The sequence below is a fragment of the Nitratireductor sp. PBL-C9 genome, from assembly GCF_050877045.1.
Taxonomy (GTDB): Bacteria; Pseudomonadota; Alphaproteobacteria; order Rhizobiales; family Rhizobiaceae; genus Nitratireductor; species Nitratireductor aquimarinus.
Genome location: NZ_JBPAXW010000001.1, coordinates 421,754 through 445,762 on the forward strand (window position 1 = coordinate 421,754; position 24,009 = coordinate 445,762).

General features: G+C 61.5%; 24 protein-coding genes. 18 read left to right on the plus strand and 6 right to left on the minus strand.

The features are described 5' to 3' along the window. Genes ACRTG1_RS01975 through uxuA form a run of 3 tightly spaced genes read left to right on the plus strand, consistent with a single transcriptional unit; the run spans position 1 to position 3,104 of the window. Positions 1-1,062, plus strand: coding sequence for an ABC transporter ATP-binding protein (locus tag ACRTG1_RS01975; protein ID WP_432515665.1), 1,062 nt, complete (start codon positions 1-3; stop codon positions 1,060-1,062). 3 nt (positions 1,063-1,065) lie between these two features. Continuing rightward, the gene (locus ACRTG1_RS01980; protein ID WP_432515666.1) at positions 1,066-1,947 is read left to right on the plus strand and encodes a hypothetical protein; all 882 of its coding nucleotides are present in this window, start codon (positions 1,066-1,068) and stop codon (positions 1,945-1,947) included. Continuing rightward, on the plus strand, positions 1,944-3,104 hold the full coding sequence (gene uxuA / locus ACRTG1_RS01985; RefSeq protein ID WP_432515667.1) for a mannonate dehydratase: 1,161 nt from the start codon (positions 1,944-1,946) through the stop codon (positions 3,102-3,104). The genes ACRTG1_RS01980 and uxuA overlap by 4 nt, the downstream gene beginning before the upstream one ends. Before the next feature lie 243 nt (positions 3,105-3,347). Here the strand turns inward: uxuA and ACRTG1_RS01990 are convergent, their stop codons facing one another. Next, positions 3,348-4,433: a response regulator gene (locus ACRTG1_RS01990; RefSeq protein WP_206545001.1), complete on the minus strand. Its 1,086-nt coding sequence runs from the start codon at positions 4,431-4,433 to the stop codon at positions 3,348-3,350. Between the two features lie 222 nt (positions 4,434-4,655). Here ACRTG1_RS01990 and ACRTG1_RS01995 point away from each other — a divergent pair, with 222 nt between their 5' ends. From ACRTG1_RS01995 to ACRTG1_RS02005, 3 genes are all read left to right on the plus strand, one after another. Further along, positions 4,656-5,639, plus strand: a complete 984-nt coding sequence (locus tag ACRTG1_RS01995; RefSeq protein ID WP_113156724.1) for a hypothetical protein — start codon at positions 4,656-4,658, stop codon at positions 5,637-5,639. Positions 5,640-5,850: 211 nt separating this feature from the next. Further along, positions 5,851-6,438: a molybdopterin-dependent oxidoreductase gene (locus ACRTG1_RS02000; RefSeq protein WP_432515668.1), complete on the plus strand. Its 588-nt coding sequence runs from the start codon at positions 5,851-5,853 to the stop codon at positions 6,436-6,438. Beyond that, positions 6,435-7,775, plus strand: coding sequence for a sensor histidine kinase (locus tag ACRTG1_RS02005; protein WP_432515669.1), 1,341 nt, complete (start codon positions 6,435-6,437; stop codon positions 7,773-7,775). The genes ACRTG1_RS02000 and ACRTG1_RS02005 overlap by 4 nt, the downstream gene beginning before the upstream one ends. Here ACRTG1_RS02005 and ACRTG1_RS02010 read toward each other — a convergent pair. Then, positions 7,772-9,418, minus strand: coding sequence for an alkaline phosphatase family protein (locus tag ACRTG1_RS02010; RefSeq protein WP_432515670.1), 1,647 nt, complete (start codon positions 9,416-9,418; stop codon positions 7,772-7,774). The genes ACRTG1_RS02005 and ACRTG1_RS02010 overlap by 4 nt on opposite strands. Positions 9,419-9,516: 98 nt before the next feature. Between ACRTG1_RS02010 and ACRTG1_RS02015 the strand changes: the two genes are divergently transcribed. Genes ACRTG1_RS02015 through ACRTG1_RS02030 form a run of 4 tightly spaced genes read left to right on the plus strand, consistent with a single transcriptional unit; the run spans position 9,517 to position 13,044 of the window. After that, entirely contained in the window at positions 9,517-10,026 is a 510-nt protein-coding gene (locus ACRTG1_RS02015; protein ID WP_206548485.1) for a MarR family winged helix-turn-helix transcriptional regulator, read from the plus strand. Between the two features lie 32 nt (positions 10,027-10,058). Continuing rightward, positions 10,059-11,012: a Bug family tripartite tricarboxylate transporter substrate binding protein gene (locus ACRTG1_RS02020; protein WP_432515671.1), complete on the plus strand. Its 954-nt coding sequence runs from the start codon at positions 10,059-10,061 to the stop codon at positions 11,010-11,012. Positions 11,013-11,018: 6 nt separating this feature from the next. Further along, positions 11,019-11,531, plus strand: a complete 513-nt coding sequence (locus ACRTG1_RS02025) for a tripartite tricarboxylate transporter TctB family protein (protein ID WP_432515672.1) — start codon at positions 11,019-11,021, stop codon at positions 11,529-11,531. A 4-nt stretch (positions 11,532-11,535) separates the two neighbouring features. Then, positions 11,536-13,044, plus strand: coding sequence for a tripartite tricarboxylate transporter permease (locus tag ACRTG1_RS02030; protein WP_113156718.1), 1,509 nt, complete (start codon positions 11,536-11,538; stop codon positions 13,042-13,044). Between the two features lie 39 nt (positions 13,045-13,083). Here ACRTG1_RS02030 and ACRTG1_RS02035 read toward each other — a convergent pair whose 3' ends face one another. Next, the gene (locus ACRTG1_RS02035; RefSeq protein WP_206552925.1) at positions 13,084-14,298 is read right to left on the minus strand and encodes an ROK family transcriptional regulator; all 1,215 of its coding nucleotides are present in this window, start codon (positions 14,296-14,298) and stop codon (positions 13,084-13,086) included. Positions 14,299-14,468: 170 nt separating this feature from the next. On the opposite strand from ACRTG1_RS02035, the gene ACRTG1_RS02040 reads away from it, so the two are divergent. From ACRTG1_RS02040 to ACRTG1_RS02065, 6 genes are all read left to right on the plus strand, one after another. Then, on the plus strand, positions 14,469-15,710 hold the full coding sequence (locus tag ACRTG1_RS02040; protein WP_206545010.1) for an extracellular solute-binding protein: 1,242 nt from the start codon (positions 14,469-14,471) through the stop codon (positions 15,708-15,710). Between the two features lie 78 nt (positions 15,711-15,788). Beyond that, positions 15,789-16,673, plus strand: a complete 885-nt coding sequence (locus tag ACRTG1_RS02045; RefSeq protein WP_113156715.1) for a carbohydrate ABC transporter permease — start codon at positions 15,789-15,791, stop codon at positions 16,671-16,673. Beyond that, positions 16,673-17,518 carry a carbohydrate ABC transporter permease gene (locus ACRTG1_RS02050; protein WP_113156714.1) on the plus strand — a complete coding sequence of 282 codons (846 nt, stop codon included), beginning with the start codon at positions 16,673-16,675 and terminating at the stop codon, positions 17,516-17,518. Before ACRTG1_RS02045 ends, ACRTG1_RS02050 begins: the two co-directional genes overlap by 1 nt. Beyond that, positions 17,515-18,534 (plus strand): SIS domain-containing protein, encoded by a 1,020-nt coding sequence (locus tag ACRTG1_RS02055; RefSeq protein ID WP_432515673.1) that lies wholly within the window; start codon positions 17,515-17,517, stop codon positions 18,532-18,534. Before ACRTG1_RS02050 ends, ACRTG1_RS02055 begins: the two co-directional genes overlap by 4 nt. After that, positions 18,534-19,469, plus strand: a complete 936-nt coding sequence (locus tag ACRTG1_RS02060) for a carbohydrate kinase family protein (RefSeq protein ID WP_432515674.1) — start codon at positions 18,534-18,536, stop codon at positions 19,467-19,469. Before ACRTG1_RS02055 ends, ACRTG1_RS02060 begins: the two co-directional genes overlap by 1 nt. After that, positions 19,466-20,539 (plus strand): ABC transporter ATP-binding protein, encoded by a 1,074-nt coding sequence (locus ACRTG1_RS02065; RefSeq protein ID WP_113156711.1) that lies wholly within the window; start codon positions 19,466-19,468, stop codon positions 20,537-20,539. Before ACRTG1_RS02060 ends, ACRTG1_RS02065 begins: the two co-directional genes overlap by 4 nt. A gap of 84 nt (positions 20,540-20,623) precedes the next feature. Here the strand turns inward: ACRTG1_RS02065 and ACRTG1_RS02070 are convergent, their stop codons facing one another. Then, positions 20,624-20,887: a glycosyltransferase gene (locus tag ACRTG1_RS02070; RefSeq protein WP_162742421.1), complete on the minus strand. Its 264-nt coding sequence runs from the start codon at positions 20,885-20,887 to the stop codon at positions 20,624-20,626. Positions 20,888-21,257: 370 nt separating this feature from the next. Here ACRTG1_RS02070 and ACRTG1_RS02075 point away from each other — a divergent pair, with 370 nt between their 5' ends. Continuing rightward, positions 21,258-21,470: a hypothetical protein gene (locus ACRTG1_RS02075; RefSeq protein ID WP_432515769.1), complete on the plus strand. Its 213-nt coding sequence runs from the start codon at positions 21,258-21,260 to the stop codon at positions 21,468-21,470. A gap of 96 nt (positions 21,471-21,566) precedes the next feature. Continuing rightward, complete coding sequence (locus tag ACRTG1_RS02080; RefSeq protein ID WP_432515675.1) at positions 21,567-21,812, plus strand: hypothetical protein; 246 nt, start codon at positions 21,567-21,569, stop codon at positions 21,810-21,812. Between the two features lie 358 nt (positions 21,813-22,170). Here ACRTG1_RS02080 and ACRTG1_RS02085 read toward each other — a convergent pair whose 3' ends face one another. Next, positions 22,171-23,112, minus strand: a complete 942-nt coding sequence (locus ACRTG1_RS02085) for a sugar phosphate isomerase/epimerase family protein (RefSeq protein ID WP_432515676.1) — start codon at positions 23,110-23,112, stop codon at positions 22,171-22,173. A 61-nt stretch (positions 23,113-23,173) separates the two neighbouring features. After that, a complete protein-coding gene (locus ACRTG1_RS02090; protein ID WP_245447857.1) occupies positions 23,174-23,977 on the minus strand; it encodes an ABC transporter permease in 804 nt (267 codons plus the stop codon). Positions 23,978-24,009: the final 32 nt, after the last annotated feature.

The following is a 24,009-nucleotide window of genomic DNA, read 5'->3' on the forward strand; positions in this document are numbered from 1 at the left end:
ATGGCTTCAGTCGACATCCAGGATGTCCGCAAATTCTACGGACAGCTCGAAACCATCAAAGGCGTATCCGTCGACGTGCCGGATGGCGCGTTCGTGGTTCTGGTCGGACCTTCCGGCTGCGGCAAGTCTACCCTGCTGCGGATGATTGCCGGACTTGAGGACATTTCCGGCGGCACGATCAGCATCGGCGGACGCGTCATCAACGATGTGGAGCCCAAGCACCGCGACATCGCGATGGTGTTCCAGAACTACGCGCTTTATCCGCACATGACGATTGCCGAGAACATGGGCTTTTCGCTCAGGCTCGCCAAACGCCCGAAAGACGAGATCGACCAGCGCGTGCGCGAAGCCGCCGGCATTCTCGGCCTCGCCGATTATCTCGACCGCTATCCGCGCCAGCTGTCCGGCGGTCAGCGCCAGCGCGTCGCCATGGGGCGCGCCATCGTGCGCAATCCGCAGGTCTTCCTGTTCGACGAACCGCTTTCCAATCTGGACGCCAAGCTGCGCGTGCAGATGCGCGCGGAGCTCAAGGACATTCACGCACGGCTGAAAACCACCACGGTCTATGTGACGCATGACCAGATCGAGGCCATGACCATGGCTGACCGGATCGTCGTCATGCGCGACGGCATCGTGGAGCAGGTCGGCGCGCCACTGGACCTTTACGACCGCCCGAACAACACATTCGTGGCAAGCTTCATCGGCTCTCCCTCGATGAACCTTCTACAGGGCGTCATTGCCGATGGTGGCAAGAGCGTTCGCGTCGAAGCCGGGGCGGTACTGCCGTTCGAAGGCGCGCCGCCGGCAGTCGGCAAGGTGGTCTACGGCATCCGGCCGGAGCATCTTCACCTGGCGGACGATGGCCAAGGGTTCGAGACCGTTGCAACCAATGTCGAGCCGACGGGCTCTGAAACGCTGGTTCAGGTTCGCCTCGGAGACCAGATCGTTTCGGCCCTGCTCCGCGACCGCGTGAACATACGTGCCGGCGACACCGTGCGCCTTGGCGTGCAGGCAGACAAGGCGCATCTGTTCGATGCAGAGACAAGCCAGAGGCTCGGCTAAACCTTGACGGCGCACCGCCTCGTTATCGAATTTGCGACCCTCCGCGACCCGGAACTGGGCCGGTATATCGAGCACAATGTCGCGTTCCCATCGAGCATGGTGGACCGCATCGTTCCGGCGACCACGGATGCCGACCGCGAGCGTGTCGCACAGGCGCTGGGCGCGGAAGATGCATGGCCCGTCGTGACCGAGCCCTTTAAGCAATGGGTGGTGGAAGACAATTTCCCGATGGGCAGGCCCGCCTGGGAGCGCCATGGCGTCGAGATGGTCACCGATGTCGCCCCTTTCGAAGAGATGAAGCTCCGGCTTTTGAACGGCGCGCATTCAGCCCTCGCCTATGCCGGGCAACTGCTCGGGCGCGAAACCGTGGCGGATGCCTTTGCCGATCCGGTTATCCATGGTTTCGTGAAGGGGCTCTGGCGGGAATCTGCCCGGACGCTCTCCGCCCATGCCGGCCTGATGCCCGACGAATACACCGCGCGGCTTGCAGATCGTTTCGCCAATCCGGCGCTGCACCATCGCACGGCGCAGATTGCCAATGACGGCTCCCAGAAACTGCCGCAGCGCTTCATCAGTCCACTGCTGGAGCGGCTGGATGCCGGCGGAGATGCGCCGCATCTTGCAGCCGGTGTTGCACTCTGGATTGCAGCACTCGCCAACAGATGCGAGCCGCGCGCCTTCACCGATCCGCTGGATGAGACGTTGAAAGCGGCCATCGCGAACACAGACAACACTGCCGGCACCGTCGCCGCTGTTCTTGAAGCGGCCCGTTTCGACGGGATCGACCGATATCTGCCCGCCGTCATCGAAGCCTTTCAGCGCATCTCGGATGATGGCGTTTCGGCGGCCCTTGCCCATTACGCTCGAGGAGACATCACCCAATGAAAGAGACGTGGCGCTGGTTTGGCCCGGACGATCCGGTGACGCTCGCCCATGTGCGGCAGGCGGGTGCGACAGGCATCGTCACCGCCCTGCATCATCTCAATGACGGCCGCGCCTGGCCGCAGAACGAGATCGACAAACGCCGGCACGAAATCGAGCAGGCCGGCCTCGAATGGTCGGTCGTGGAAAGCGTTATCGTGCATGAGCATGTCAAAACGCGCAGCGGCGATTTCCGTACCCTGATCGACAATTACAAGACCTCGATCCGCAATGTCGCCCGCGCCGGGGTGCGCACCATCTGCTACAACTTCATGGCCATCACCGACTGGACGCGCACGGATCTCGACTATCCGATGCCGCATGGCGGGACGGCGCTGCGCTTCGATGCAATCGAGTTCTGCGTCTACGATCTCTTCATCCTCGCACGTCCGGGCGCAGAGACGGATCACCCGGCCGAGCGCGTGGAGGCCGCGCGCGAGCGCCTGAAAACCATGAGCGAAAGCGATCTGGCGCGGCTGGAGCGCAATCTCATCGAATGGGTTCCGGCCCGTGAATTCGTCTATGACCGCAAGAGCTTCCGGCGCATGCTGGATACCTATCGCGACATCTCGGCCGATGGCCTGCGCGAAAATCTGGCGGCCTTCCACCGGGAGATCATGCCGGTCGCGGAGGAGGAAGGTGTGGTCATGGCGATCCACCCCGACGATCCCCCGTTCCCGCTGTTCGGCCTGCCGCGCATCGTTTCAACGCATGACGACCTCAAGGCGCTGCTCGATGCCGTTCCGTCCAGGGCAAACGGCCTGACCTTCTGCACCGGCTCGCTCGGCGCGAACCAGGCAAACGACCTTCCGGCCATGGCGAAGGCGCTTGGGCCACATATTCACTTCGCGCATCTGCGCAATGTGAAGAGGGAGCCGTGCGGCTCGTTCCATGAAGCAGAGCATCTGGATGGCGATACCGACATGATCGCCGTGGTCGCTGCCCTACTTGATGAAGAAAGGCGGCGCGGCGGGCAGATCCCCATGCGTCCCGACCATGGGCACGCCATTCTGGACGACCTCGGCAAGCGTGTGAATCCCGGCTATTCCGGCATCGGCAGGCTGAAAGGGCTGGCCGAACTGCGCGGCGTGATGCGGACACTCGAATACGGCCGAAGCTGAAAATGCCGGATGACGCCATACAGGGCGGCGCTTCGAAAAAAAGTTAGCCGCCCTATTCAAACGAAGGGCGCGCTCTTCGACCAGATGGATAAGCTCTCCGGTGGTCTCCATGAAACTGTTGGGGTTCACTTCGCCCGGGGGCGGGGGGCTGCCGGGTCAATCAACAATCGATAACTTGCCTGCAATCTGGAGCATCGCGGAAAGGTCGCCGCGATGTTCCCAAAGCCGAGCACACCGGGCGCTTCAAGTTTGCGGCTGTGGAGCTGCTTCCAATTCCGGCCCCGAGATGGATGCAAGCCCGGTCAAAAGCAGCACGATCAGATCCGCCTGCCGATGGGTGCCCGTCTTTCCAAAAAGATTGCGCAGATGAAACGCGACCGTGGTGGGTGACACGGCAAGATCCTGAGCGATCTCATCGGTTCGCCGACCATGCGCCAGAGCGCGCGCGACCTGTGCCTCTGTCGGCGTCAGGTCAAACAGCTTGGCAAGCAGTTCGTCAGGAACCGCAGGACGGCGCTCGGGATCGGAGATGAACACCACCGCCTGCGCATCTCCATTCATGGCCTCACTTGTATCGGGCAGCGCGCAGGCCGTGAGCAGAAAGTCGCGCTGACCGGAGAGGCGCGGCACCGACAGGCTCGAAAGGTGATCCCGGCCAAGCCGGGCAGCCTCGCAGGCCTCGGCCAGAAACGATTTCATCTCAGCCGCGAGATTGGAGGAGGCAGGCCGAAGCGCCCTGTCGATGACCAGACCGTCGCCGGCCCGGTGAATGGCCTGCGCCGCGCGATTGGCAAATGCAACACCAGAGCCCGACACCAGAACGACACCGAAGGAGAGAAGATCGACAACGCGCCGCATGCCGGCAGCCGTGCCGGCGCGTGCGTCGGTCAGCGCCTGACGCATCGCGTCCAATTCGCGCCCCGCGCCCTGTCCCAGTCGCTCCACCTGTCGCAGCCGCGCCTCGATGGTGGCAAGCATCAGGTCGAAGTCGATCGGCTTGACCAGATAATCATCAGCGCCCGCACGCTTGCCATTGATGACGGCGTCACGCTCGTCGAGCGCCGTCAGAAACACGAAAGGCACATCCGCCAGACCGGGATGGCTGCTGCGCACCGCTTCCAGCAATCCATAGCCGTCCAGTCGCGGCATGGTGATGTCGCAGAGAATGAGATCCGGGCGGCTTGTCTCCAGCATGGCGAGCGCTTCGCGCCCGTCTCTGGCCGCCAGCGCCTCATAGCCGGCGATCCCGAGTTCATCGATGATGTCCTGCCGCAGATGGCGCTCATCCTCGACGCACAGAATAATTGGTTTCGATCCGTTGCCTGCCATTGCCGCCCGTGTTCCCCCTTCCCTGTCGCCAACCCATAGAATGACATGCGTGAGCCTCCGACGACACCCCGTCAAGAATGACGCGCCCGTGCATCCATGCCGCCTGTCCAACCGGTTGTGTTCGAAAGCCTCCTGTATATCCCCGTTCAAATGAAGGGGGCGCATCTTCCCTATCGTCAATAGTTTTTGCAAAACTGATTCAATCGTCGGAGAGACAAGGGAATGTGGGATTTTTCCATAGGGCGCGCATTGGGGCTGATGGCCCGGACAATGCCGTTCATTGTGCTGCGAATGGCGGTCTATTTCGGCGCTGCCGTGGCCTATGTTCTCGTCACCGGTGTCGGCGCCGGCGTCGGCTGGGGCATCGGCGGGTTCGGTGATCCCGACTTTCAGGCGACGACGACCATGTGGGGCGGCGTCATCGGCTTCGGCGTGGTCGCCGCGGTGATGTATCTGCTGCGGGAATATGTTCTCTATGTCGTCAAGGCTGGCCATATCGCCGTGCTTGTAAAATTGCTCGACGGGGAAGAACTGCCCGAAGGACGCTCGCAGGTTTCCTATGCCCGTGAGGAAATTTCGCGGCGCTTTGTACAGGCGAGCGTGCTTTTCGGCATCGATCAGCTGGTCAAGGGCGTGTTGCGCGCAATCACCGGGCTGGTGCGCGGCATGGTGAGCATTCTGCCGATCCCGGGCGCACAGCAGTTCGTTTCGATCATTCACGCCTTCCTGCGCATTGCGGTGGGTTTCATCGATGAAGTCATCCTGGCATTTGCGATCCGCACCAATTCCGACAATGCCTGGGAATCCGCGCGGACCGGGCTGGTGCTCTACGCCCAGAACTACAAGCCGATGCTCAAGAACGCGGCCTGGCTGGCGCTCATCGTCTACGGGCTGTCCTTCGTCGTCTTCCTCATCATGCTCGCGCCTGCGGGCCTCGCCGTCTATCTCATTCCCGGCGCATGGTCGGCCGGTGGCGTTGTCTTCGCCCTGCTTTTCGCATGGTCGGTCAAGGCGGCGCTGCTGGAGCCATTTGCCATAACCTGCATGATGGAAGTCTATTTCCGCACCATCAAGGGGCAGGTTCCGGACCCTGCCTGGGAAGCAAAGCTTGAACAGCTTTCGAAGAAATTCTCCAGCCTCAAGGAGAAGGCCGCGTCCTATCAGCCGCCGCGCGCCAACCCCGATCCGGCGACCGCGAACGGCTGACCTCCCGCGGCAGCGCCATTCCGGGGCGTCCACAACACGCTGGACGCCCCGGAGCATCATTTCGGCCCGCGCCAAACCTTCACCCCTTCATCACCCATGCCTGCTAACCGGTCTCTCAGCGGATCAGACTTCGCTCTTGCAGCCATCGGCCCTTGAACGCGCGCGTCCTTGAGAGTTTGATGGTGCGGGGCGGTGAAACGGGGGAACACCAATGTCGCAAAACACTTTCGCCGGCATGGCCGGCGCTTGCGAAACGCGGTCGGATGCATCGCGGACAGGGCAGATCAGAAGACTTGCGCGCATCGCGCTTATCGGCGCCGGGCTTGTCGCGTTCCTGCCGCCAGCCCTTGCCGGAGAAGACAATCTGTCCTCCCCGACCGGAGATGTGGTGCTGACGGTGACCGGCAGTATCAAACGTACGAATGCCGATGATAGAGCGCTCTTTGACGAGGCCATGCTGGCGGCGCTGCCGCAGAAATCCGTCGAGACAACAACGGTTGTGACCGACGGGGTTCGCCGCTTCGACGGTTTCCTGATGCGCGATCTGCTCGATTATCTCGGGGCGCACGGAGAAACGGTGACGGCAAGCGCCATCAACGACTACATCATCGACATTCCGATGGAAGATTTCTCGCGCTTCGATGTTCTCGTCGCAACGCATATGGACGGCCAAAGGCTCCAGCCAAGCGACAAGGGGCCTCTGTGGATCGTTTATCCGCGCGACGATCACGACGCATTGCAGGACATCCGCTATGACTATCGCTGGGTCTGGCAACTCGTTCGGCTGAACGTGGAATGAAGCGCGGAAGCGACCTCTTCGCCTATGTCACGGTTGGCGTCACGATCCTCGCCTTCGCGGTGCTGCTGGTCTTCGCCCTCATCCGCCTGCTCGACACCGAGGCGGAGATACGGCGCAGCCAGGGCGACAACATGCTGTGGTCCATATCGCAGGCGCAATCGGCCGCGTTGCTGCTTGATGTGGCGGTCTCGCAGAAAAGCTCCATTCCGGATAGCGAGGTGGATATCGCGCGGCGCTATGACGTGCTCCTGAGCCGTCTCGCCCTTCTCACCGAAGGTCCGCAGGCACGCTATATGGAAGAACTGGGCATGGGAGAGAGCCTTGCCCGGCAGGACAGCGCCATCCGGGCACTGGAGACCGAGTTGCACACGCTCGCCCTCGGCGACGCCACGGTGGCGCTCTCGATCCACGAACTGCTTGAAACCCTCAGTCGGGATCTCGGTCGCGCAGCCAATCGCTCCATGGTCAAACACTGGGATGCAACCGGCGCGCGCCTCGACAGGCAGCAGGCGGCCATCATTCAGGTCATCGTGTCGATCCTGGGGATCATCGCGCTCGGCATCTTCCTGTCGGTCATGATGCTCCGGACCATGGCGGAGAGACAGCGCATTCGCATGTCGCTCTCGCGCGAGCGCGAAAGCGCAGAGCTATACCGCAGTTTCGTCGGGCTGGTGTCGCATCAGTTTCGGACCCCGCTTGCCGTGATCGATTCTTCCATGCAGCGCATTCTGCGCAGCGGCGACGCCATGGACCAGGCCGAGATCCAACGCCGCGCGCTTCAGGTGCGCTCGGAGGTGGGCGATCTGACCAGACTGATCGAGGCAACGCTTGAGGTTATCCGTCTGGATACCGGTCAGGTCGCAATGAAGCCGCGAAACTGCGACATCGCCGCTCTTCTGGAACGGGTAAAAGCCCGCCAGCTCACGGAGACGCCGGATCGGGCCATCGACATCGTGATCGGCGACGAAGTTCCGCCCTCCTTCGTGTCGGACCCGTTTCTGGCGGAGCAGGTTCTGACCAATCTTGTCTCCAACGCCGTCAAATACTCGCCAGAGACCGAGACCGTGCTGATCGGCGTCCGCGCGGAGAACCGGCAGATCTGTTTTTCGGTTCAGGATCAGGGCATCGGCATTCCGGCAGAGGAGCAGGACAAGCTGTTCGGCCACTTCTTCCGGGCGAGCACCGCCCAAGAGGTTCCCGGTACCGGCGTTGGACTGAGCATCTCCGCCCAGCTCGCCGAGCTTCTCGGCGGCAGGCTAGACTTCGTCAGCACCGCCGGGATCGGCTCCACCTTCACGCTGAGGCTTCCCGATGAGTGGCCAGCCGCGCGGGTCTAACGCCCCGGCTTGCCCCTGTACCGCTCGGTGAACTCGGGCCCTATATCGGCTTCTTCATAGGCACCGATCAGGATGCCCTTGCCGTCGGAGCCATTACGCCCGGCGATGATCTGCGCGTCGGATTTCGTGGTTCGCTGCGAGGGCCTGCGCGCCCATTCCGCAAGGCGTTCCGCCATCATACGCCGGATGTCCTCATACTCCGCATCATCACCAAGATCACGCAGCTCCTGGGGGTCGTTCACGAGATCGAACAGCATGGGGCGGAAACCCTCGACATGCGTGAACTTCCAGCGCTTGTCCGCAACCATGAAAAGCCGCGCCTGTTTGGGCGGCACGCCCAGTTCCTCGGCCATCGAGGTCTGGGAATAATCATATTCCGAAATCACGAAATCCCGCCATTCGGATGGTTCTTCACCGTGGAGGAACGGCATCAGAGAACGGCCTTCCAGCACATGATCAGGCACCTCGCCGCCGGCGAATTCGACAAAAGTTGCCGCCAGATCGATCGACTCGACCAGCGCGTCGCAGACCTGTCCGCGCGTGGCGTCAGCTTTCGCAGAAGGATCGAAAATGATCATCGGCACCTTCACCGACTGCTCGTGGAAGAGATCCTTCTCGCCCAGCCAGTGATCGCCAAGGTAATCGCCATGGTCTGAGGTGATGACGATCATCGTGTCTTCCAGACGGCCCGACCGTTTCAGAAAGTCCAGCAATTGCCCAAGCTGGTCATCACATTGCTTGATGAGACCCATATAGGCCGGGATCACCTTCTCGCGCACCTCGTCGCGGCGGAAGGCCTTCCCGATCGTGTTGTCCATGAAGGCGCGATAAAGCGGGTGCGGGTTCTGCCGTTCACCTTCGGAACGAACCGGCGCGATAACGTCACGCGCGGAATAGAGGTCGTGATAAGGCGCGGGCACGATGTAGGGCCAGTGCGGCTTGATGTAGGAGAGGTGGCAAAGCCACGGCCTGTCGCCGCGCGACGCGATGAACTCTTCCGCCCGGCGCGTCAGCCAGGGCGTCTCGGAATCCTCTTCCGCGATATTTGCCGGCTTGTCGGCGTTTTCCATGAACCAGCCGGACGCCATGTCGCCATCGTCATCGACCGCGGAATTGGCGAAGTCATGCCAGGGGTTTGAGCCCGGATAGCCCTTCTCCTTGAGGTAGTCGTTATAGGGCTGCGGACCCGTATCATAGTGGCCGGCCGGCCCCTCACCCCACAGGCCGTCATCACGGACGAAGATGTCGAAGCCGCATTCGGCCACCCGTGCGCCGATGATCGAGTCCCGCGTCAGGCCAAGCCGTTCCATGCCGTCGGCATCCACCCGCATATGCGTCTTGCCGACAAGAGCCGCATCCATGCCGAGCCGCCTCAGATGGTCGCCGAGCGTGATCTCGCCGACCTTCAGGGGAAAGCCGTTCCAGCTCGCGCCATGGGAATGCACATAGCGGCCGGTGTAGAAACTCATGCGCGAAGCGCCGCACACGGGCGACTGCACATAGGCCCGCGTGAACCGCACGCCCATGGATGCAACCCGGTCGAAATTCGGTGTCTCCAGACAGGGATGCCCCGCGCAGCTCAGATAATCGAACCGCAGCTGATCATACATGATGAAAAGGATGTTCCTGGGCTTACCCGACATGGGACTCCGCTCGATAGACCGTTGACAAAGACAACAAAACTAAACACGATATCGTTGACAAACGCAACGATGTCGAGCGGAAAGCAATGGCAGGCAGCATGCCAGCATCGATAGGACCAGACGAGACCGTCGCGCTCCATCCACGGATCGGCGACATTCGTGATCTGCTCACCTTCCGCGTCGCCATGCTTGGCGCGGCGGGCGACCGCATCGCGCAGCAATGGCTTGCGACGGAATTCGGCTTTCGCATCGTGGAGTGGCGGGTGCTCGGCATCATCGCTGCATCGGAGCCGGTGCGCTTCTTCGAAGTGGCCCGCACCCTGCTCATCGACAAGGGGCAGTTGAGCCGCGTCGTGAATGTGCTGGCGAAAAAGGGGCTCGTGGAGGCGGAACCCGATCCGGACGACCAGAGGACGATCCGCCTGCGCACGACCGGCGAAGGCGCGGATGTGCACCGGCGCATTCTCGCACGCGCCTTTGAGCGCAACCAGCTTGTCGTGGCGGCGCTGACGCCGGGCGAACTTGAGACCCTGTTTTCGCTTCTCGACAAGCTGCAGCCAATGATGAGCCACCGGGCTGCCCGCCCGGCCGAGGAGGCTGAAACCTGAAACGGGCCTGAAAAACGAAATGGGAGGAAAACATGTTTGGTAAGTTGTTACGCGCAGCGCTCGCTGCAACCGCCGTTCTCGGCGTCTCGATGGGGGCGGCCATGGCCGACTGGCCGTCGAAGCCGATCCAGATCATCATTCCGTGGCCCGCGCCGAACGATCCGTCCACGCTGGTCGCCAACGCAATCGCGCCGGTGATGTCGGATGAACTTGGCGTGCCGGTCAAGGTGGTCAACAAGCCCGGCGGCGGCGCGGTGCTTGGCGCTGCCGATCTGGCGAACGCCCGTCCCGATGGCTACACGATGGGACTGGTTTCCATTGGCCCGATGATCACACAGGTGCTGCGCGGCAAGACGCCATACAAAAACGATGACCTCCAGCCGCTCGGCCTGGTGTGGTCGAGCCCCTTCACGCTGGCCGCGCGCGCTGACGCTCCCTATTCCAATCTCGATGAGCTCGCCGAATACGGCAAGAAGAACGAACTGCGTCTGGCGCATTGGGGCCTTGGAGCAGTACCGACCCTGATTGCCATGAAAGTGGCCGAAACCGGCGGCTTCGAGTGGAAGGAGACCGCCTATTCCGAATTGAACCCGCTTCTGGTCGTGCAGGGCGATGCCGATGTCATCACCTTCTCAACGCCGGGCCTGACCGATTACATCGACGCCGGCAAGATGAAGATCCTGGCAGCCATGGTTCCCGACCGTCTGCCGGCCTATCCCGATGTGCCCAACGTGTCCGAACAGGGCTATGGTGACGCCTATTCGATCTGGTTCGGCGCTTTCGTTCCCAAGCAGACCGACAAGGAAATCGTCGACAAGCTCTCCGCGGCGTTCTTCTCCGCGATGAAGAACGAGAAAGTGGCCGAGGTGATCGAGAATGTCGGCGTCGTGCCGCATTCCAGCGGGCCCGATGAGGCGCGCGCGCGCATGGATCGCGAGCTGGCCGAATTCGGCACGACCATGAAAAATCTCGGGATCATGGAATAGTCACCCATGACGAACCGGACGGACGAAGAGAGCGCCAGCGCGGCAGAAGCGCCGTCAGGGCATGAAACACTGGCTGCCGGGATCGGCCTGGCAGCCGCCGTGCTTTTCATCCTGTCGCCCTGGCTGGTCGACCGGTCCGGTCCGGACCCTTTTTACAAGGGGCCGCTGATCTTCCCGATGATCGTTCTGGCAGGAACGGCTCTCTCGGCCGTTCCTGCCATCCTGCGCCTGCTGCGCCACCGTGCAGGCCTGCCCTTCCATGTGGACGGGAATGGCTTCCCCGGACGCGCCGCAGCGCTGTTCGTTCTGATGTGCCTCTATCCGCTGGGCATTTCTGCAATTGGCCTTTCCGCCGCAACCTTTCTGGCTGTGCTCATCGGGCTCCTGATGGTCTATCGGCGTCCCTGGCAATCCGTCGCCATCGCCGCCATCATGACCCTGACCGTGCACCTCGCTTTCAAAACCTTTCTCGACATCTGGTTTCCAGCACCCTGGCTGTTTGAAATGATCGGGGCCTGAACTCATGGAATTTCTTGCACAGGGCTTCAGCCAGGCCTTCTCGTTCGCAAACATCGTTGCGCTGGTCATCGGCACCACGGTCGGCATCATCGTGGGCGTTCTGCCGGGGCTCGGCCCGATGGTGGGCATGGTGGTGCTCCTTCCCTTCACCTTTTCGCTGGAACCGTCCGTGGCGCTCTCGCTTCTGCTCGGCGTGTTCTGCGGCGGTTATTTCGGTGGCGCGGTTCCCGCAATCCTGTTGCGAACACCGGGCGTCCCCTCCTCCATCGTCACCGCGTTTGACGGGTTTCCGCTCACCGCGCGCGGTGAGGCGCAGACCGCGCTTTCCGCAGCACTCGTGGGTTCCCTCGGCGGCGGTCTCGTCAGCATCGTCATCCTCATCATGCTCGCGCCGCTCCTTTCGCACGTGGCAGCAAGCTTCGGGCCGCCGGAATACCTGGTCGCGGCACTTTTCGGCGTCACGCTCGTCGTCGTGTCCTTCCGCGATCAGCTTTCACGCGGCCTTCTTCTCCTTGGCGTCGGGCTTTTCCTCTCCACCATCGGCATTGACGGTCCGACACTGAGCGCGCGCTTCACCTTCGGCTTCTGGCCGATGCAGAACGGCTTCGATCTTGTCGCGCTGGTGCTTGGCATCTTCGGCATCGGCCAGTCTCTGCTGCTTCTCGAGCAGGGCATTCTCAAGACGGACCGGCTGGATCTCGGGCGCAACACACTCGATTTTTCGCGCATCATCGGAACGCTGCGATACTGGCGAACCCTTATCCGCTCCGGCGTTCTGGGAACCTTCATCGGCCTCCTGCCGGGGCCGGGTTCGGTGCTTGCCTCCTTCATCTCCTACGATGTGGCCAAGCGCCGTTCCAGCGACCCCGAAAGTTTCGGCAAGGGAAATCCGGAAGGGTGCGTGGCCTCGGAAGCCGGCAACAATGCCGTGCCCGCAGGCGCGCTGATCCCGCTTCTCACACTCGGCATTCCCGGTGAGGCGCTGAGCGCCGTGCTGCTCGGCATTTTCACGCTCAACGGCATCTATCCAGGGCCCCTGCTCCTCATCAAGGAGCCGGAGCTGATCTCGACGCTCTACTGGTCGATGCTGCTGATCAACGTCGTCGCCTTCGCGATGCTCGCACTCCTGCTGCGCCCCTTCGCCATGATCGTCAAAGTGCCGCCCGCGATCCTCGCGGTCTGCGTGATCGCGGTCTCGCTGATCGGCATCTACGCAGTGAACAGCCGTCTGTTCGATTGCGGTGTGGCGCTTGCAGCCGGCGTGGTGGGCTATGTCCTGCTGCGTCTTGGCTGGCCGGTCGTCGCGCTCATCATGGGCATCGTCATGGGGCCGATCATCGAGGACCGGCTCCGCCAGACGCTGAGCCTGGGAGAAGGCAACCCGCTATTCGTCTTCGGCCGTCCGGTTTCCCTGACCATCATCGCGCTTGGCGTGGCGATTATCGTCCTTCCGATGATCATCAGAAAGCTGCGACGCGACGGCGCCGAAGATGAAGGCCGGGCCTCCTCGTGAACACCACTGAGGCCCTGCTGCCTGACGAATGGATTGCCATCAGTCGACTTTGGGCTGCCCCTTCCAAAGAGCCGAATAGCGCGGATCGAAGGTTCGGCTGATCGGCTCGACGGCCGCCCCCTGAGCAACCGACCACGGATCGGTCCTGCCAAGCTGGAGCCTTGGAACACTGCGCACCCGGTCCGCGACAATAGACGGCAGAAGCGGCTGCATTTCATCGATAAGCCTTGAGACGAGCGACTCGGGCGCGCCGCCGCAAAAGATGATCGTCTCGGGGTCGAAGAGGTTTTCCAGAAGCTGGATGCTGCGCCGCAGGTCTTCGGCAGCGCAGATGACCCATTTTTCCAGTGCGGGATCTCTCGCCTGCACCAGAGCATCCACACGCGCGTAAATGTCGGGCAGCGCGGGATCGATCTGCAATGCGCTGTAGAGAGAGGCCAGCGAGGCGCTGTGCTCCAGCGTGGTCTCACCATCCACGCAAGGGGCGAGCGCCATGCCGATCTCGCCCGCATTGCCATTCGCTCCACGGAAGATGTCACCGTTCAGGATAAGGCCCGTACCGATACCGAAGCCAAGAAACAGGCAGACCGCATTGTCCACAGCGTTGGCCGCTCCGACCATGCGCTCGGCAATGGCGGACGCCGCCGCATCGTTCTGGATCTCCGGTGCCAGTCCTGTTTTTTCAGCGAGTTTTTCGCGCAAGGGATAGGACTGCCAGGCCGACATCATCCACTTGTTGTGAGCATTGGCTGACACGCCGAACGGCCCCGGCATCGCGACACCCAGCCCGACGATACGCTGGTCCCAGTCCGGTGCGGAAGCGGCAAGTTTCTCGCGCAGGCCATCGATCAACTTGGAGATGATCTCGACGCCATCCTCGGGCGCTTCGCTGGAAATCGCCGCCTGCGCCCTGAATCTTGGCTGGCCGAGAAAATCCACCATCACGGCTCTGACCACATAGCGATCGATCTGCAGACCGACTGCAAATGCGCCTTCGGGAACAAGCTGATAGGGCGTGAAAGGCTGCCCCCGTCCACGCTTCACGGCGGGCAAAGCCTCGATGAAACCTTCATTGGCGAGCTGCTCGACAATGTTGGACACCGCCTGTTTCGTCAGCGACGTCGCCCTCGCCAGATCGGCGCGCGAGATCGGACCGTTGATGCGCAACGCATCAATGATCACGCGCCGGTTATGCGCGCTTGCCCCATCCTGGTTGGTTCCGGGCGTCGCCCGGATACTTCGAATCACGTCCATCAGATTTCCCATTGACAGCTCAGACAATAACGACAAATAATTAAGTCAAGGCAACTGATTTAATCGATCAGCAACACCGGACGTTCGAAGCCGGCGTCGCACAAAGCGACAGACAAGGAGGCCCCGGGCCCAAACCCCGGGGATTGGAACTGCAAATGGAGGAGACACAAATGCTGAAGATTACCCGCAGAACTCTGCTCGCGACCGCTCTGGCCGGCGCATGCTTCGTGCCGCAGGCCCATGCCGAGACCACGCTCAATGCCCTGTTCATGGCGCAGGCCGCTTACAGCGAGAGCGATGTGCGCGAGATGACGGAGCGCTTCACCGAAGCCAATCCCGACATCAAGGTGAACCTGGAATTCGTTCCCTATGAGGGCCTGCATGACAAGACCGTGCTCGCTCAGGGTTCCGGCGGCGGCTACGATATCGTTCTGTTCGACGTGATCTGGCCGGCCGAATACGCAACCAATGGCGTCCTTGTCGATGTCAGCGACCGCATCACCGGCGCGATGAAGGACGAGGTTCTTCCCGGCGCCTGGACCACGGTTCAGTATCAGGACAAGTACTACGGTATGCCGTGGATTCTGGACACGAAGTACCTGTTCTACAACAAGGAAATGCTCGAGAAGGCCGGCATCGCAAACCCGCCAACCACCTGGGACGAGCTGGCCGAGCAAGCCAAAATCCTGAAAGAGAAAGGCATCGTTGAGCACCCGATCGCATGGAGCTGGGCGCAGGCCGAAGCCGCGATCTGCGACTACACCACGCTGGTCAGCGCCTATGACGGCGCGTTTCTCGATGCAGAAGGCAAGCCTGCCTTCCAGAGCGGGGGCGGCCTGAGCGCGCTCGAATACATGGCAAACAGCTATGAGAGCGGCCTCACCAACCCCAACTCGAAGGAATTCCTGGAAGAGGACGTGCGCAACGTGTTCCAGAACGGCGAAGCCGCATTCGCCCTGAACTGGACCTATATGTACAACCTCGCCAACAGCTCCGAGGACAGCAAGGTTGCCGGCAAGGTCGGCGTTGTCGCCGCGCCGGGCATTGAGGGCAAGAGCGAGGTTTCCGCCGTGAACGGCTCCATGGGCCTCGGCATTCCGGCTACCAGCGAGAATGTGGACGAAGCATGGAAATACATCGTCTACATGACCTCGCAGGACGTTCAGGACAAATATGCGAAGGGGAGCCTGCCGATCTGGGCCTCGTCCTATGAAGACGAAGCCGTGACCAGCGGACAGGAAGAGCTTATCGCTGCTGCCGGCAAGGGTCTCGCCGCGATGTATCCGCGTCCCACGACGCCGCGCTATCAGGAACTCTCCGCTGCGCTTCAGCAGGCCATTCAGGAAACGCTGCTCGGTCAGTCTTCCGCAGAAGACGCCCTGCAGTCCGCTGTTGAGAACAGCGGCCTGTAAGCCACTCCGGGCCGGGCGGGGCCATGCGCCCCGCCCCCCTTTCATGTATCTGAATATCTCGAACGCTGGAGGTGCACCGTGTCTGGCACCCGCCTGACCATGCGCGCGTGGCTTATGATGCTGCCGCTGCTGGTGGTCATGACCGCTATTGTCGGTTGGCCGCTTCTCGATACGCTGCGCCTGTCCTTCACCGATGCCCGGCTCGTGGGCACTGGCGGTGACTGGGTGGGGTTGGACAATTACGCCCGGATGCTCTCAAGCAGCCGGTTTCTCGACACGCTCTCCACGACCACCATTTTCGCCGTCGTTTCAGTGACGCTTGAAATGGTACTCGGCGTGCTGACCGCGCTCCTGCTGAACCAGGCCTTCTATGGCCGCACACTGCTGCGCGCGCTGCTCATCCTGCCCTGGGCGCTGCCGACGGTGGTGAACGCCACGCTGTGGCGTCTGATCTACAATCCGCAATATGGCGCATTGAACGCGCTGGTTACCCAGCTCGGGCTTACCACCGACTACCAGTCCTGGCTCGGGCAACCGGCCTCCGCTCTGACCGCGCTCATCATCGCCGATGCCTGGAAGAATTTCCCGCTCGTTGCACTGATCGCCCTTGCCGCACTTCAGATGGTGCCGCGCGAGATCACCTCCGCCTCGCTGGTTGATGGCGCGGGTCCCTTCTCCCGGTTTCGCCATGTGACGCTGCCTTATCTGGTCGGCCCGCTCATGGTCGCGCTCGTGCTGCGCACCATCGAGGCCTTCAAGGTGTTCGACATCATCTGGGTCATGACGCGCGGCGGACCGGCAAACAGCACGCGCACCCTGTCCATTCTCGTCTATCAGGAAGCCTTCTCGTTCCAGCGCGCGGGCTCAGGCGCCTCACTGGCGCTGATCATCGCGCTCCTCGTCACCGTTCTGGCAGGCGTCTACACCATGTTGATCCGCAAAGCGGCAGGGAGTTCGTCATAATGGAACACCGCAGCCTGCCCTTCACGCTCTTCATCTATGCGACCGCGCTTCTGCTCGCCGCCGTCATCCTCGCGCCCTTGTTCTGGCTCATGATCATGAGCGTATCGCCTGCCACGCAGCTCACTGCAAAGCCATTGCAGTGGTGGCCGGAAACCTTCGACTGGTCGCGCTATCAGTTTCTTCTTTCCACCGTTGAAAACAGCGCCGGCGCGGCCTTCGTCGCCTCCCTGTTCAACAGTCTGAAAGTCGCCACCATGGCCACCCTTGTGGCGCTGGCGGTTTCCGTTCCCGCCGCATGGGCCGTGTCGCGTACGCCAGCCGTCGGCTGGTCGCTTTCCATGGTCATCCTCACCTACATGCTGCCGCCCGTCGCGCTGTCTGTCCCCCTCTTCATGGGGCTTGCGAAACTGCAGCTTCTCAATTCGGTGTTCGGTCTGGCGCTCGTCTATCTCTCGATCCTTGCACCATTCACGACCTGGCTTCTCAAATCCGGCTTCGATGGCATCCCGCGCGAGCTTGAGGCGGCCGCCATGATGGATGGCGCAAACCTGTTTCAGACGCTGCGCATCATCACTCTGCCGCTCGCGACGCCCGTCATCGCCACTTCCGCGCTGTTCGCATTCCTTCTGGCATGGGACGAGTTCTTCTACGCACTGCTCTTCACATCCGATCTGCGCGCCAAGACCCTGACGGTCGCCATCGCGGATCTGGCGGGCGGACGTGTCTCCGATTACGGGTTGATCGCCACCGCCGGCGTACTCGCGGCCCTGCCGCCGGTCCTTATCGGTGCGCTTCTTCAGCGGGCGCTCATTTCCGGCCTCACCAGCGGGGGCGTGAAGGGATGAACAGGCAGCCACGCCCACAGGGCGCTCTCGCCATCGATGCCGAAATGGCGCGACAACACCCGGACGCCCGCGCCACATTCACGGCAAACCACAGCATGGCAATGCAGATCGCCGCTTCGCTCAAGAAGACCGGAAACCTGTTGATGCTTGGCATGGGCGCATCGCACGCCGTGGCCAGAATGGTTGAACCGCTTTACCGGGAGGCGGGCATCGAGGCGCTGTCGCTTCCGCTATCGGAACAGCTCGGCCAGCCGCTGCCAATCGCCGGGCGCACCATCCTGCTTGCCTCGCAATCGGGCGAGAGTGCGGAAATACTCCGCTGGCTGGATGAAAGCCCTGCCTGCGACAGCGATGTGTTCGGCCTCACCCTTGCAGAGAACTCCACGCTTGCCGCACATGCGCCTTCCATGGTCGGAGCCGGAGGCGTGGAAACCGCCTTCGCGGCCACCCGCAGCCTGACGGTCACGCTGGCCATGCACATGGCCGTTCTCGATGCGATGGGCGTTGATGTCTCGGCAGCCCAGAACGTCCTGCAATCACCGCAAGCCGCGCCCGTTTCAGCGCTCGTGAATGCCTTCGATCAGGTGCAGTCCATCGTTGTTTCCGGTCGCACGCTGCAGGGCGCAGCCGAAGCGCTCGCGCTGGGGCTGACGGAACTCTCCCGCCTGCCCTGCTTCGCTCTCGAAGGCGGGCAATTGCGCCATGGTCCCATGGAAATGCTTGGCCCCGATGTTGGCGTCGTACTCTTCAAGGCCGAAGACGCCACTGCTTCGCTTGTTGATCGCATGGCGCGCTCTGCTGCCGAGGCAGGCTCGCCTGTCATCCTGTTCGATGCGTCTTCAGCCCCTCTCCGGCATTCCGGCGTCACAGTGCTGTCGGCCGGAGCCCATTCCGGGCTCGCAGCGATCTTCGCGCTGCTGCCGCTCGCCCAGACATTCATGCTCGAATTCGCAGTCGCCCGGGTCAGCGACGCTGGAACACCCGTTCGCTCTTCGAAGATCACAAGGAGCGAGTGATGCTGCCGCTTGCAGTCATCGGCAATGTGAATGTCGACCTCATCCTTGGCCCCGCGCCCGCCTGGCCTCAGGCCGGCACCGAAATCCTCGTCGACCATGATGAACTTCGGGTCGGCGGGTCGGCTGGCAACACCAGTCTCGCCTGGCAGGCGCTCAACATCCCGCACCAGATATCCGCAACCGTCGGCTCCGACGAATATGGCGGCTGGCTTCGCAAGTCATTCGGCCAGTTGGGCAAAGACTGGCCCACATGCGAGGGCAGCACGACACTTTCAGTCGGCATCACGCATCCCAACAATGAACGCACCTTCTTCACCACACACGGGCACCTGCCCCACATGTCCATACAGGACGTGCTGGCAAGCCTCGACATTAAGGCGCTCAAGGGCGGGATCGCTCTCCTTTGTGGCTCTTTTCTTACCAACCGCCTCACCGACGACTACGCACACTTCTTCGAGATCGCGCAGAAAAACGGCATTCAGGTCGCGCTCGACACGGGCTGGCCGGTGGGCGGCTGGACCGCGGAAAACCGCGCAAGAGCCCGCCAGTGGCTGGGTGCCTGCGACTATGTCCTGTCCAGCGAAAACGAGGTCGCCAGCCTCTCGGGCCAATCTGAGCAACACGATGCCGCGCGCAACGTGAAAGCCATGATGAAGCCCGACGCGACGCTGATCGTGAAGCTCGGGCCACTGGGCGCGCTCGGCCTCAGCGCCGAAGACGGGATCGTGAGGGTTCCAGCCCCCAGCGTTGAGGTGATCGACACCATCGGTGCGGGTGATGTCTTCAATGCAGGTTTTCTGGCCGCCTGCGCACAGCACGCGCCGCTGGAGCATTGCCTTGCAACAGGCGTGGCAATCGCTTCGCAGGCGATCTCCACCGCCCCCCGCCATTATGATTTTCAGCTTGAAACAGCCTTGAGGGAGACTTCGCCATGAGCGAACTCGAAATCGTCGACATCCGCAAGAATTACGGCAGTGTGGAGACCCTGAAGGGCATCGACATCAGCCTGGAGAGCGGTGATTTCCTTGTGCTTCTCGGCGCTTCGGGCTGCGGCAAGTCCACCCTTCTCAACATGATTGCGGGACTGGCCGATCCGACTGCCGGCGACATACGTATCGAGGACCGCTCGGTTCTGGGCGTTGCGCCGAAGAACCGCGACATCGCGATGGTGTTCCAGTCCTATGCGCTTTATCCAAACCTGACCGTCGCGCGCAATATCGGGTTCGGTCTGGAAATGCGCGGTGTGGCGAAAGAAGAGCGCGCCGCCGCCGTTCAGGAGGCCGCGCGCCTGCTCAAGATCGAAAACCTGCTGGACCGGAAACCCGGTCAGCTTTCCGGTGGTCAGCGCCAGCGTGTCGCCATCGGGCGCGCGCTTGTCCGCAAGCCGAAAGTCTTCCTGTTCGATGAACCGCTTTCCAATCTGGACGCCAAGTTGCGCATGGAAATGCGCGCCGAATTGAAGCGGCTGCACGCCATGCTCAAGACCACGGTGGTCTATGTCACCCATGACCAGATCGAAGCCATGACGCTCGCAACCAAGGTTGCCCTGATGCGCAACGGCCGTGTCGAGCAGTTCGGAACCCCGGCGGAAATCTACAACACGCCCGCGACCAGATATGTCGCCGAGTTCGTCGGCTCACCGCCCATGAACATGCTTCCTGCCCGTGTTGCCGGGAACAGGGCAATTGTGGAAGGCACGGACACCGCCTTCGATCTTCCCGCGACATCTTCCGGCCTTCTGGAAGAAAACCAGCCCATTATCATCGGCATTCGCCCTGAAGCGCTTCATATGGCGGAAAATGCCGAGGAGGCCACCCTCGCGCCACGCACCGAAATTGCAGAGATGACAGGCCCGGAAGTGGTTGTCTCCGGCCTGCTTGGCGAACACAAGGTGGTCGCAACCCTGCCCCCCGCTCTCGAAACGCCGACGGGCGCGCTCCTACCTCTGAAGGTCGCGCCGGATGCGCTGCACATCTTCGATGCGGACGGGCGCAGGGTCGGGTGATCGTGTCGTTTTATGGCTCAGGAAACAGCCATTTCCACCACGGCTGCAGGATGCGGGAACACACCTCTCTTCAAACGTTCCCGATCACTGCTCATATAATGCCCTGAGAAGCTGTTCGCGCTTCTCCCTGAACATCCGTTGATAGGCCTCACGGCTTCTGCCCAGAAGCTCGGAAATTTCATCGCGGTGCGCCAAAACCAGATCAATTCGATCACTGATTGCAGAGGGATCATCTACGCGCGGCTCGACCAGAAATTCAGCCAGGCGCGAAGACACGCCGGAATACACATCACCAGCCGGCCCCACGATACAAGGCACACCCGAGGCCCAGCTCTCCAGAGCGATCATGGGAGAACACTCGGTATTGGTCCGATCATTCGTCGTTCTAATCCGTAAGAAATGATCAGAATTGGTAGGTGGTTTCCGAAATACAACCAGTGTGTATTGAGAGCGAATTCGGCATGACTAGTATCTGGGGTCCGGACGCTCGGACGAAAACTGGGGACTCAAGCAGGGGCGCTCACTACACCTGTGCGCTGACGGCATACCTATTGTTGACCACGGCGCTTGTTCCCACCGTTGCTATTGCCGGTGATGCTCTACCTTCAGGTGGAGATTTCACTGCCGACAATGGGACAATATCGGCAAGCGGTTCGCGTATGGATATAAGCCAGACGACTGAATCCGGCATCATTAACTGGAGTGATTTCTCCGCCGGATCGACGGTAACGTCACCGGGAACGGCAGTGTTTTCCTTATCAATCCGCCAGGCGTCGTCGTGGGCAACGGCGGCATGGTCGCAACGGGCGGCTCGTTCGTCGCCTCCACGCATGACGTCACGGATGCGGATTTCCTCAACGACGGCAGCCTGACCTTATCCGGCACAAGCGAGGCGGAAGTGGTGAATGCCGGCACGATCCGTTCGCAGTAGTTTGATATCGCCCTGATCGCCCGACGGGTCGAAAACAGCGGCAGTCTGGAAGCGCCGAATGGCACCGCCGGGCTTGCTGCCGGCTACGAGGTCCTGTTGAAGGACGTCGCGGGTGCGGACGGGCTTTTGTCGGTGGCGCTCGGCGGCCCTGACACAGAAGCTGTCAACTCCGGCACCATTGCAGCCGCCAATGCCGAGATTCGCGCCAATGGCGGCAATGTCTACGCATTGGCCGGCAACACTGACAATGTCGTCAAGGCAACCGGCGGATCCACGTCCGGCGGCCGGATATTCCTCACCGCTGGCGGCAGAGTGATTATAGCGTCAACGCGCAGGTGCTGAACTCTCTGAACCTCCTGATCGCCTTACCATTCCACGCAGCGGCCATTTGCAGGTCCGGCGTTCTGCTGTAGATGTCCCGTCCCGAGCGGTGCACGATCCGTATCCGCAAGAGCCAAGGCCGCTTCGCCTACAACCCGGCCCTTCCGCCCAAGGAACCGTTCGAGACGGTCGCCGCCTGATATCCGGCCCTTGGCTCGATGCCTGCTGTCCTTTGGAACATTTGCAGCAGGACCCGATTGTCTTGTCAAAAGCGGCATCAACGGTCGCCTGCACATGTTGCCCTGGCGTTTCCAAAACCGGGAAACCCGGAAGACATTGCTGACCTGTCAGGAACGTGGCAAGCTCTGTCCGGATCGCATCAGGCCGCTTGATCGGAAGTATCCGCTATCTCTTGTATTCGCGAACTCGCGAGGGTTGCCAGAGACCTGGCCCTTGCCAGGCATTCCCTCGCCGCATGGAAGTAGCGGGGGTTGAGTTCAATCACGAACATTGCGTCCTTTGGGTATACGCACTGTGTCATCAGCTCTGCCCAAGGGATGTCTCCCCAACCGATAGGCAGATGCAGGTCCCCCAGCCCAAGCGCGAGTTGTTCGCTAAAGGTATAGGTCCACATGCCCTCCTGTCGCCCGAAACAGTCGTGGAGATGCAGATGACGCGTCTGAGGCGCGAGGGTCGCGCACTCGCTGACGAGATCGGATCTGCGATTTTCTGCGTCGAGCTTGAGATAGCTGTGTCCGAAATCAAGCGTGGCGCAGATATTCGGGTGTGCAATCGCCTCCAGTTCGGCGGCGAGCTGGCTGGGGCGCGGCGTGTACTTCCACTCATCATGCTCATACAGCGTTTCAACACAGATATGCAGATCACGCTCCCGAGCCAGATCACCGGCGCGGAAGAGCCACTCTCTTTGCCGGTCATAGGCGTTCTGCCAGAGCGTTGGAGTGCTCTCCATGGTCATCCCGGCATGAAGAACATAGTGCTTAGCCCCCAACTCGGCCGCGATGTCGAGTGAGGCTTCAAGCAACTGAAAATGCAACGGCAGACGATCAGGCGTGTCCATGAAGTTCAACGCAAGCGGTCCATGCACTGAATAGGGGAGATCACGGCCGCCGCAGATATCAAGCAAGGTCTTCATTTGCGGTCGGCGGATCCTGCCGCCGACAATCAGGTCGAAATCAAACGCAGATAGTTCGACGAAGTCCACGCCCAGTTCCTGAAGCTCGTCCAGCTCCTTACCCAGATCAGAAAGGTCGCCGTCACGCGTGCGGCTCGACATGCCGACATTGAATTGATGTTTTTCCAATTTAGAGCCCCTGCTTTCAGGATGTGAGGTATCGCGTAGCGGACGTGGCGTCTCCCGCCCCTTATGCGCGCGCGAAGGTCTTTATGCGCTTGAGCTCCCACAGGACCGCGCCGAGAAGAGCCGCCAGCATCATGACCAGTCCGAGGGCGTTGATCACGGGTGTCAGCCCCGTGCGGACTTTCGTCGCGATGAAAACCGTAAGCGGTGTTTCCGTTCCCCGGACGAACAGCGTGGTGTTGTAATTCTCGAAGGACTGCAGGAAGGCGAGGCAACAGGCAGCCAGTATGGCAGGGCGCAAATACGGAAGCAGGATACGGCGCAACACCATCAGGCGCGACGCACCCAGACCGAGGGCCGCATCTTCCATAGTTCGGTCGAACCGCTGTAACTGGGCAGCGATCATCAGCATGACGAAGGAGCTGATGAAGCTTGCCTGCGCCAGAATGGTCAGGAAGTATCCCCCGTTCACACCAATCTGTCGCCAGAACAGGAGTGTGGAGATCCCGATCACGATTCCCGGAATGAGCATCGGCGACACCATCAGGCCGTAGATGAAACCGCGCGCACGCCCGTGCAGACTGTTGAGAACCAGTGCGGAGGCGATGCCAATCGGCAGCGAAACCAGTATGACGCCGCCAGCAATTATGCCGGAACTGATCAGGGCATCGCCGATTTCTCCGTCATGAAAGAGCGCCTGAAGCCATTTCAGGGTGGCTCCCTGCCAGGGGCTCACTGTCGGAAAGTTACTGTCGTTGAAGGCGGCACCCCCGAGAATCAGGAGCGGGCCAAGCAGGAACCCGGCAAAGGCGAGGAGATAGAGGCGCGATGCTACTTGGCCAAGCCGTGTGAGAATACGCCTGAGCACTCCCGTATGCGCATGTATGGGCGAGACTGTCA